Annotated in this window: 11 protein-coding genes; 4 read left to right on the forward strand and 7 right to left on the reverse strand. The window is 33.0% G+C overall.

The features are described 5' to 3' along the window. The 5 genes from LDL23_RS10970 to LDL23_RS10990 all read right to left on the reverse strand — a co-directional run. The coding region (locus LDL23_RS10970) for a TolC family protein (protein WP_291265738.1) at positions 1–361 on the reverse strand (361 nt) is incomplete at its 3' end. Then, positions 348–3,536: an efflux RND transporter permease subunit gene (locus LDL23_RS10975; protein ID WP_291265739.1), complete on the reverse strand. Its 3,189-nt coding sequence runs from the start codon at positions 3,534–3,536 to the stop codon at positions 348–350. The genes LDL23_RS10975 and LDL23_RS10970, both read right to left, overlap by 14 nt. Before the next feature lie 18 nt (positions 3,537–3,554). Further along, positions 3,555–4,643 (reverse strand): efflux RND transporter periplasmic adaptor subunit, encoded by a 1,089-nt coding sequence (locus LDL23_RS10980; RefSeq protein ID WP_291265740.1) that lies wholly within the window; start codon positions 4,641–4,643, stop codon positions 3,555–3,557. 103 nt (positions 4,644–4,746) lie between these two features. Continuing rightward, on the reverse strand, positions 4,747–5,163 hold the full coding sequence (locus LDL23_RS10985; RefSeq protein WP_291265741.1) for a hypothetical protein: 417 nt from the start codon (positions 5,161–5,163) through the stop codon (positions 4,747–4,749). Positions 5,164–5,212: 49 nt separating this feature from the next. After that, positions 5,213–5,821: an NUDIX domain-containing protein gene (locus LDL23_RS10990; RefSeq protein ID WP_291265742.1), complete on the reverse strand. Its 609-nt coding sequence runs from the start codon at positions 5,819–5,821 to the stop codon at positions 5,213–5,215. 7 nt (positions 5,822–5,828) lie between these two features. Between LDL23_RS10990 and pyrE the strand changes: the two genes are divergently transcribed. Genes pyrE through LDL23_RS11005 form a run of 3 tightly spaced genes read left to right on the forward strand, consistent with a single transcriptional unit; the run spans position 5,829 to position 7,419 of the window. Next, positions 5,829–6,476: an orotate phosphoribosyltransferase gene (gene pyrE, locus LDL23_RS10995; protein WP_291265743.1), complete on the forward strand. Its 648-nt coding sequence runs from the start codon at positions 5,829–5,831 to the stop codon at positions 6,474–6,476. A 39-nt stretch (positions 6,477–6,515) separates the two neighbouring features. Continuing rightward, positions 6,516–6,908: an SRPBCC family protein gene (locus LDL23_RS11000; protein ID WP_291265744.1), complete on the forward strand. Its 393-nt coding sequence runs from the start codon at positions 6,516–6,518 to the stop codon at positions 6,906–6,908. A gap of 40 nt (positions 6,909–6,948) precedes the next feature. Then, positions 6,949–7,419 carry a DUF1572 family protein gene (locus LDL23_RS11005; RefSeq protein ID WP_291265745.1) on the forward strand — a complete coding sequence of 157 codons (471 nt, stop codon included), beginning with the start codon at positions 6,949–6,951 and terminating at the stop codon, positions 7,417–7,419. Between the two features lie 17 nt (positions 7,420–7,436). Here LDL23_RS11005 and LDL23_RS11010 read toward each other — a convergent pair whose 3' ends face one another. Continuing rightward, entirely contained in the window at positions 7,437–8,558 is a 1,122-nt protein-coding gene (locus tag LDL23_RS11010; RefSeq protein WP_291265746.1) for a cysteine desulfurase family protein, read from the reverse strand. Between the two features lie 212 nt (positions 8,559–8,770). Here LDL23_RS11010 and LDL23_RS11015 point away from each other — a divergent pair, with 212 nt between their 5' ends. After that, a complete protein-coding gene (locus tag LDL23_RS11015; protein WP_291265747.1) occupies positions 8,771–9,274 on the forward strand; it encodes a hypothetical protein in 504 nt (167 codons plus the stop codon). Between the two features lie 98 nt (positions 9,275–9,372). Here LDL23_RS11015 and LDL23_RS11020 read toward each other — a convergent pair whose 3' ends face one another. Further along, entirely contained in the window at positions 9,373–9,933 is a 561-nt protein-coding gene (locus tag LDL23_RS11020) for a Smr/MutS family protein (protein WP_291265748.1), read from the reverse strand. Positions 9,934–10,000 lie beyond the last annotated feature (67 nt).

The following is a 10,000-nucleotide window of genomic DNA, read 5'->3' on the forward strand; positions in this document are numbered from 1 at the left end:
CATTTCTAGTGAACTTACCCACTTTATCTAAATCGGCACCAGCACTTAATCCAACGCTTGGTAAATATTCCCCTTTTTTAGCTTGAATTTCGTTTTGAGCCATATTTACCTTTTGCATCAAAATATTCAATTCTTTATTATTAACTAAAGTAGAATCGATTAAATTTTGCAAATAAGGATCTTCAAAAAAGTCTTTCCATTTTACTTTACCAGAATTAGTACTTTCAGTTGTTTTTTCTGTATAATTTGTTGGTAAAGTCACTTTACTTTCTTGTGTAGCTACCTTTGGAATTCCACAAGAATGTAGTATTAGGATGGTGCATCCTAATACTACTGCTTTTATAAAATTATTTCTTTTCATTTTTTTCTTTATGAGAATCTAGATAGTTGTAATCTTCCGTTAACGGAGTAAAGTCTTCGTTTTTAATCATTTTTCTGCCTTCAGCTAATTTGGCAAAAATGTAGTACAATCCAGGAATTAATAAAACCCCAAAAATGGTTCCAAACAACATACCTCCAAGCGCAGCTGTACCAATAGTTCTATTTCCAATAGCTCCTGCACCAGTTGCTTTAACTAATGGAATTAATCCTGCAATAAAAGCAAATGAAGTCATTAAGATAGGTCTAAAACGAACTTTAGCGCCTTCAATAGCTGCATCTAAAATAGACATTCCTTGCTGCGTTTTCTGGACGGCAAATTCTACAATTAAAACGGCGTTCTTACCCAGTAATCCAACAAGCATTACTAAACCTACTTGCGCATAAATATCGTTTGCTAAACCAAAAAGTTTCAACATGAAAAATGTTCCGAAAATTCCGGCTGGCAAAGAAAGTATAACTGCAAATGGCAAAATAAAACTTTCATACTGAGCTGCTAATACAAAATAAACGAAGACTAATACAATTCCAAAAATTAGAATGGCTTCATTACCTCTTTGAGCTTCATCAAAAGTTAATCCTTCCCATGCTACATCGTATCCATTTGGAAGCGTTTTTTTAGCTACTTCATTAATAACCTTAATGGATTCTCCTGTTGTATATCCTTTAGCAGGAATTGCTCTAATGGTTGCTGAATTGTATAAATTATAGCGCGTAATTTCGTTTGGCCCTTGTCGTTTTTTTAGCGTCATAAAAGCAGAATAAGGAACCATTTCGCCTTTATCATTTTTAACGTAGTATTTTAATAAATCATTTGGGTTTCTTCTAAAAGATGGATCTGCTTGCGTGTATACTCTAAAATAATTATTAAATCGAATAAACCCTTGTTCAAAAGTACTACCAACCAAAATATTTAAATTTTCCATTGCTGCTCCAATAGAGACTCCTTTTTGCATGGCTTTTTGGTTATCAATGATAATTTCATATTGCGGATAATTTGCTGCGTAAAAAGTAAACAATCCTGTTAACTCTTTACGTTTTCCCAAATCTTCCATAAATTGTTTATTGATTTTATCAAAAGAATAATAATCTCCACTATTTGTTTTATCCAATAAACGGAAAGATAATCCTCCAGCCGCACCATAGCCAGGAACTGCTGGTGGTTCAAAATATTCAATTACAGCTCCAAAGTTTTTGGTTTCTTTCTCTAATTCTTCAATAACTTCATGTACCGAATTTTTTCTGTCTGACCATGGTTTTAGATTGATTATACAAGTACCGGCATTAGAACCCCTACCTTCTGTAAGAATTTCATAACCTGCCAATGATGATACCGATTGTACTCCTTCAACATGCTCTGCAATTGATTGTAATTTTCTAGAAACAGCATTAGTTGTTTCTAAGGTTGAACCCGGAGGTGTTTGAATAATAGCATAAATCATCCCTTGATCTTCACCTGGAATAAATCCTGAAGGCAATGTTTCATTTACAAAAATAGTTGCAACGGCAAATCCACCTAAGACCAAAAAAGTAACAATTCGTCTATCAACAATCTTAGTCAGAATGTTAGTATACTTTCCTGTTAATTTTTCAAACAATCTATTGAATGCATCAATAAATCTATTAATTGGTGTTTTCTTTCTAGGTTTTCCATGCGTATTTTTAAGAATCATAGCACATAAAACTGGAGTTAAGGTAAGCGCCACAACACCAGACAGTACAATAGATGATGCCATGGTTATCGCAAACTGTCGATAGAATACCCCAACAGGACCCGACATAAAAGCTACTGGAATAAATACGGATGTCATTAACAAAGTAATTGCAACAACTGCACCTCCAATTTCTCCTAATACCCTTTGAACAGCTTTAAATGGACCAATATGATCTTCCTCCATCTTGAGATGGACAGCCTCGACGACGACAATAGCATCATCTACTACGACCCCAATGGCTAATACTAAAGCAAATAAGGTAATCAAGTTGATGGTAAGTCCAAACATCTTCATAAAGATAAAGGCTCCAATTAACGAAATAGGTACAGCAATAATTGGAATCAGTGTTGAACGCCAATCTCCAAGGAAAATGAAAACAACAATTGCTACTAATACAAATGCTTCCCCCAAAGTATGTACTACTTTTTCTATTGAGGCATCTAAGAAACTTGAAACATCATAACTGACTTCATATTTCATTCCTGGTGGAAATGAGCCTTTTAATTCTTCTAATTTTTGTTTAACTCCTTCAATTACTTCTGTTGCATTACTTCCGTAAACTTGCTTTAATTGAATTGCTGCAGATGGATGCCCATCTTTATTAGAATAGATATCAAAAAATTCACTTCCAAATTGCACCTTTCCAATATCCTTAATCTTAATAATCTCCCCTTCTGGATTGGCACGAACTATAATATTTTCATATTCTTCGGGCTTATTAAACCTTCCTTTATATACCAATACATATTCTAAAGATTGCGCTTTTATACCTGTAGCTTGTCCTAAACGTCCTGGTCTACCAATAAGACTTTGATCGGCCATCGCTTTCATAACTTCATCTGTAGAAACATTGTAAGCACGCATTCTGTCTGGATTTAACCAAATACGCATAGCGTAATTACGGTTTCCTAAAATTTGCGCTGTTGAAATCCCTTTTATACGCTGGATTTCTGGTATAATATTCACATTAGCATAGTTATACAAGAACTTTTCATCAGCATGTTTGTCTTCACTATATAAGTTGATGTACATTAACATACTAGGTTGCACGACTTGTACAATAACACCTTCTAGCTGAACTAGTTCTGGCAATGTGTTAATTACTTTATCTACACGATTCTTAACATTAACAACAGCTTCATTTGGATCTGTTCCTAAATCAAATAAAACCTGAATCGTTGCCTCACCTGCACTTGTTGCGTCTGAAACAATATATCGCATTCCTGGCACACCATTAATTGCTCTTTCTAAAGGAATTAATGAAGATTTTTCTAATACTTCAGCACTTGCCCCTGGATAAGCTAAGGTAATTAAAACCCTTGGTGGTGCAATCTCTGGGAATTGAGAAATTGGTAATGTTTTAATTGACAATAACCCTAAAAATATGATTATTAGCGATACAACAATCGCCATAACAGGTCTTTTAATAAAATTCTTAAACATGATTACTCTTTTTAGTGATTATTCTGCGTAAAGATTTAAGTTGGAGAACACCTTATTAGGCGCTTGATAGTCAATATGAATTTTTTGACCATTCTTTACTTTTCGTAATCCATCCAAAAGAATCTTATCTCCTAGAGAAAGTCCACTTTTAACAATAAACAAATATGGAATCTCTTCCTCGGCCACTGTTATTTCTCTCTGTTTTACTGTGTTGTCTTTATCAATAACAAAAACAAATTTCTTATCTAAAACTTCAAAAGTTGCTTTTTGAGGAATCAATAGCGCTTTTTTGTAATTGTTTCTAACTATTACATTTCCAGTTTCGCCATGTCTTAATATTTTATCTGGATTGTTAAAGGTTGCTCTAAAAGCAATATTCCCTGTTTCGTTATTAAACTCTCCTTCGATAGTTTCAACTACTCCTTCTTGGCTAAAAATTGAACTATTAGCCATTTCTAAGTTTACTTTAATCATTTCTCCTTTAGCCTTTTTGGTAACGTAGTTCAAATACTCAGCTTCAGGAACATTGAAATAAACCCACATTTTGCTATTATCAGAAAGTGTAGTTAATAAATCTCCTTCATCTAATAAACTACCTTCTCTAGCTTCTAAATGATTCATAATTCCAGAAAAAGGAGCTCTTATATCGGTAAAACCTAAATGAGTTTGCGCCAAACTAACTTCGGCATTAGCTTTTGCTAATCTTGCTTTTGCTAGCGCCAATTCATTTTTAGAAACCACATTCTTTTCAGCTAAAGCCTTTGTGTTTTGGTATTCTATTAATGCTGATTGTGCTTCAGCTTTTGATTTAGATAATTCTGCTTCATAAACATTAGGCATAATTCTAAACATTTTTTGTCCTTTAGAAACAAATTGCCCTTCATCTACAAAAATGTTTTGCAAATAACCGCGCTCTAAAGCTCTTAATTCAATGTGACGAATTGAGTGAATTTGGGCAACATATTTTCTATCAACAACAGTATCTTTTTCAAGCGGATTTGAAACTAAAAACTTTGCTTCTTCTTCCTTTGTTTCTTCTTTGTGTCCACAACTAGATAGTAATAAAATACCACCTAAGCTTAAAAGCATAAAAATTCTTTTAGCCATTTTTTTTATTTTAAAATTGAATAAATATTTTTTTGTAATGAAATGTAAAATCTTCAGAAATCGTAAGTATTGATTTCTGTTAGTAACTAAAAAAAAAATTAAATCAAATTCTAAAAATACAATAGAATATATTGCGGGAAGGAATTGTGGATAAATAATCTATATACTTGCAAGGAGCAAGTCTGTTTTGAATAAATTGTGAATGGTTAGCACATACATTGGTATCAAAATATGCAGCAAAGAAATTAAAATAATTATCAAATATAGAATATTCAGTATCTTCTTGCTCTAGTTCAGATTCTGATATTTCTATTTTATCATGATGAGTCTCGTAGTTAGCATCTGTTTGTTTGTAAAATACAACTAGTTTTTCTAATTCCTGTAAATGGAATTCTTCATCAGAGGAAATTGTTTTTGAAAAAGAATTTGCACTAAAATCTACATTGGAATTTGCAAATACAATATTCCCAATGAATGTTAGTACTACTAAATAAAAATATTTTAATAATTTCTTTTTCATTTGAGTACAAAATTATAGAATGAATTTAATCTTGTATCACAAAATAGTGTTAAATACTATTATTTACCAATTCCGCTTCAAACAACAACTTGATATTCTCATACGAGTTCTCCAATAAAAACTTAATATTCTTTGGATTCACCCATTCTACTCGTTCAATTCCTTCATCGGCTTGACCTTGTGGTGTGCCTTCGTATTTGGTACGCATTTCAAACCATTGTGTAATTTTTAGTTTATAGCGACCGTTGCGTTTAAAAATATGATAGGTTCTTTGTAGTTTTTCGGTGATGGCTAATCCGGTTACGCCAGTCTCTTCCTCTACTTCTCGGATAGCGGTTTCTTCAATGGTTTCGTTTTTTTCGGTGCCACCTTTTGGTAAATCCCATTTGCCATTTCTGAAAATAAAAAGCACATCGCCGTCTTTGTTGTAAACCAATCCACCACCTGCTTTTTCAACAGGTAACTTCGCGCGAAGCGTTTTCATTATCAATTTTTCATCGGGATGATACAGAAAAGCTTTCTGAATTTTATTCTGAAAAATTTTAACGATTAACTTTTTGATATCAACACTTTCCAATAAAAAAAGTTTGAAATCGGTTTCTTTTTGAACCTGATTTGTCAAAAAAAGTGGCTTATCGTTCACAAAAACTTTATACATTTGCAATATGATTTTTAATAACAACACAGCACAACAAACAGCCGAATTGCTTTTACAAATAAACGCAATTAAATTAAATTCTAAAAATCCTTTTACGTGGGCTTCAGGCTGGAAGTCACCGATTTATTGCGATAACCGCATAATCCTTTCATTTCCAGCGGTTAGAAACTATGTGCGCGATGAATTTGCGAAACATATTGAAGATAAATTTGGTAAACCCGATGTGATTGCAGGCGTTGCAACAGGCGCTATTGGTATCGGAATTTTGGTTGCCGAAGCGATGGGATTACCTTTTGTATACGTTCGTCCAGAACCTAAAAAACACGGAAGACAAAACCAAGTAGAAGGTTTCTTACAAAAAGGACAAAACGTAGTTGTCGTAGAAGATTTGATTTCGACTGGCGGAAGCAGTTTGTTAGCTGTTGAAGCTTTACGCAACGAAGGTGCTAATGTAAAAGGAATGGCCGCTATTTTTACCTATGGTTTTCCAATATCAAAAGAGCGTTTTGAAGCGGCTAATTTGGATGTTTTCACGCTAAGTAATTACGAAAATTTATTACAAAAAGCGGTTGACAAACAATATGTTTCAGAAAGTGAATTGGAAACATTAAGCGCTTGGAACGCCAATCCTTCTGAATGGAATGTAGAAGTTTAAATCACAAACAATATACTATCAACAATAAACAAAAAACATATGAACTTAGAAAGTCCAAAAGTAAGCGTAGCAAAGTCGGCTGAATATTTATTCAACGCTTTGAACGACGTAAAGAATTTCGAAAAATTAATGCCTGAAAATATCGCAAAATTTGAAGTAATCGACGAAAATTGCTTTGAATTTGGCTTAAAAGGTATGCCAGAAATTAAATTGGTAAAAAAAGGTGGAACTCCAAATTCGCAAATCGTTTTAGGAGCCGCTTCAAGTAAATTGCCTTTTACTTTAACTGGAAACTTAAACGCAATTGACGCTGATAACACAGAAGTGCAATTAGCTTTTGAAGGTGATTTCAATCCAATGATGGCCATGATGATCAAAGGACCTATTACCAAATTCATTGAGACATTAGCTCAGAATATGGGGAAATTGTAGTTCAAAATCTTGTGAAGTAGACTATTTTTTCAATAAAAACATGAAAAACAGTGCAATATTAGCAAATCGGTTTAGAGAAGTGATTCTCAACGGAGTTTGGATAGCCAATACAAACTTTAAAAACGAATTGACAACTGTTGATTGGAAATTAGCTACTACAAAACACCAAAACTTGAATACAATTGCCGTATTAGCACAACACATTCACTACTACGTTAATGGAATAAAACAGGTTTTTTTAAATGGAAATTTAGAAATTAGAGATCGTTTTAGTTTCGATTTTCCCGAAATAGAATCTCAGTCACAATGGGAAGATTTTTTAGCCAAATTTTGGAAAGACGCAGAAGAATTTGCCGAATTGATTGAAAAAATGTCAGAAGAGAAACTTCTAGAAAACTTTGTTGATGAGAAATATGGTTCTTATTTAAGAAATATTGACGCAATGATTGAACATAGTTATTATCATTTAGGCCAAATTGTCCTCATAAAAAAATTACTAAAAACAACATAGGCTGATTAATTTTCAGCTTATGCTTGTTTTAAAGCCTCCACCAATAAATCAATATCTTCTTTCGTATTAAAATGGCTGAATGAGATTCGCAAACTTGGTTTTTTGGTCTCTTCTGGAGATAGAAATTCGGCTAAAACGTGCGATGGTTTAACACTTCCGCTCTGGCAAGCACTTCCTCGTGAAACGGCAATTCCTTTCATATCCAACGTAAATAATAACATTGAAGTCTTTTCTTCCGATAAAGGCAATTGAACATTCAAAAGATTATAAAACGTGTTTTCTCCATTGATTTTTACCTCTGGAAATACTTTTTTCAATTCAGAAAAACAATAATTTTTTAAATCGGAAATGTAATTGGTGTCGTTTTCTAAATTCGTACAAGCTAATTCTAAGGCTTTTGCCATACCAACGACTTGATGTACGGCTTCGGTTCCGGCACGCATGCCTTTTTCTTGCTCGCCACCAAAAATCATGGGTTGTAGCATGGAATTCTTTTTGATGAAAGCAAACCCAACTCCTTTTGGACCATGAAATTTGTGTGCAGAAGCTACTAAAAAATCAACTCCCAACTCTTGTACATCTAAATTCGTTTTTCCGATAGATTGTACCGTATCGCAATGAAAAAGTGCTTTTGCATACTTGCATAGGTCCGAAACACGTTTGATGTCTAAAATCGTTCCTATTTCGTTATTTACGTGGATTAATGATACTAATGTTGAAACATCTGAATGCAATTTAGAAGCCAAATCATGATAATCGATGTTTCCGTTGGATAAAATGGTAATGTATTCGACTTGAATTCCGAACTCTTTTGCTAAATGTTCGACAGTATGCAACGTAGCGTGATGTTCGATTTTAGTTGTAATGATGCGTTTAATTCCCAAATCTTTCACAGCGCTGGTTAAAATCCAGTTTGTGGCTTCTGTAGCACTTGATGTGAAAATAATTTCAGAAGCTTGTGCATTAAGCAATTTCGCAATGGATTTTCGGGATGATTCCAATAAAGTCTTGGCACTTCGACCAAAACTGTGGGTGGAAGATGGGTTTCCGAAATCGTTTTGAAGCACGTTCATCATAGCGGTAATCACTTCTGGATGAATTGGCGTGGTTGCTGCGTTATCTAAATACACTTTTTTCATTTGAGGCTTTTAATTGTTTTTTAAAGGACAAATGGAATTCGCACATAAAAATTGGTAAAAAAATCAAAAAATGGTAAGTGCTCATTTCATATCGCAAAGATACAAATCATTTTATTTTAGAAATCTTAAAATCAATTCGTATTGAAATTAACAAACTTTAGCAAATTAATAAATTAAAACCTTTATTTTTGTTGCATAAATTAGATGAATAAATGAAAAAACTTATTGTTTTAGCCGCTTCCATTTTTATGCTTCAGGCTTGTGATGATGGCGATATAACCCTAGAATCTTTTAATTTTGACGAACAAATCGTTAGAGAGTGTACCGATAATAATTTGATTTTTAAAATTAATAATGATGAATTATTACTAATCAACATTCCAGAATCGAGTTTTGCCAATGTTGAAACACCTGATGGAAGTCCACGAATAGTAAATGTAAGTACATCGAATCAGATTATCTATAGAATTTATTCCGACAATGTAAGCACTAATAATATTTGTTCTTTAATTCCACCTGCGACACCCGTTGTAAAAAACGAATGGAATGCTACTGGTGGAACAATTGAAATTATTACAGACGCGCTTTATGCTTCAGATGGAATTACAATAACAGGATATAATCATAACATTAAATTTGTTAATGTAAACTTTTCTGGAAGTTCTAATTCATTTAGTTTTACGGAATATAATTTTGGAAATTACGTAACGAATTAAATATAAAAATTTCAAAAAAATAAAAGGACTATTCAAATTTGAGTAGTCCTTTTTTTATTTCTTGAAGTGAAATGGTAGTAAAATTATCATCCAAAATCTTACTTCACATTTTGCTTAATATACACTTCGGTTGCTCCTAAACCATATTTTTGATAGTTCGCATCTTGGAATGAAATGTTGTCATAACGTCCCAACATAAAATCCAATTCGGCTTTCAAAACACCTTCACCAACGCCGTGAATAAATACCACTTTTGGCATCCTATTTTTGATAGCAAAATCGAGTTGGCGTTTTGCAGTTTCCATTTGCAAAGTCAGAATATCATAGTTGCTCATTCCGCGTTTTGAAGGCACTAATTTTTCGATATGCAAATCTACTTCTAAGACAAATTCATCCTTACGAGAACGCTTTTCTTTGACAAAACTGCGCTTTTTCGGCTCTTCTTTATCCTTTAAAACAGAACTTAAACTTTGATTAGAGAACAAACCACTTAACTCATTGGAATTGTTTATTTTAATCAATTCGTTGACAAAAAATGTCATCACGAAATTATCGGTAGTTTCCACCGAAATTTCATTATTTTGAACCTTAATTACTACTCCCGAAATGTCGTCATCTAAAACCGCAACCTTATCTCCTATTTTAAATTTCTGTATCATTTTCTTCTTCTTTTTCTCCATCATTTTTAGATGGAATTTTCTTCATCAATCTAAATAATCCAAACAT

The sequence above is a fragment of the Flavobacterium sp. genome (genome assembly GCF_020217025.1).
Classification (GTDB): domain Bacteria; phylum Bacteroidota; class Bacteroidia; order Flavobacteriales; family Flavobacteriaceae; genus Flavobacterium.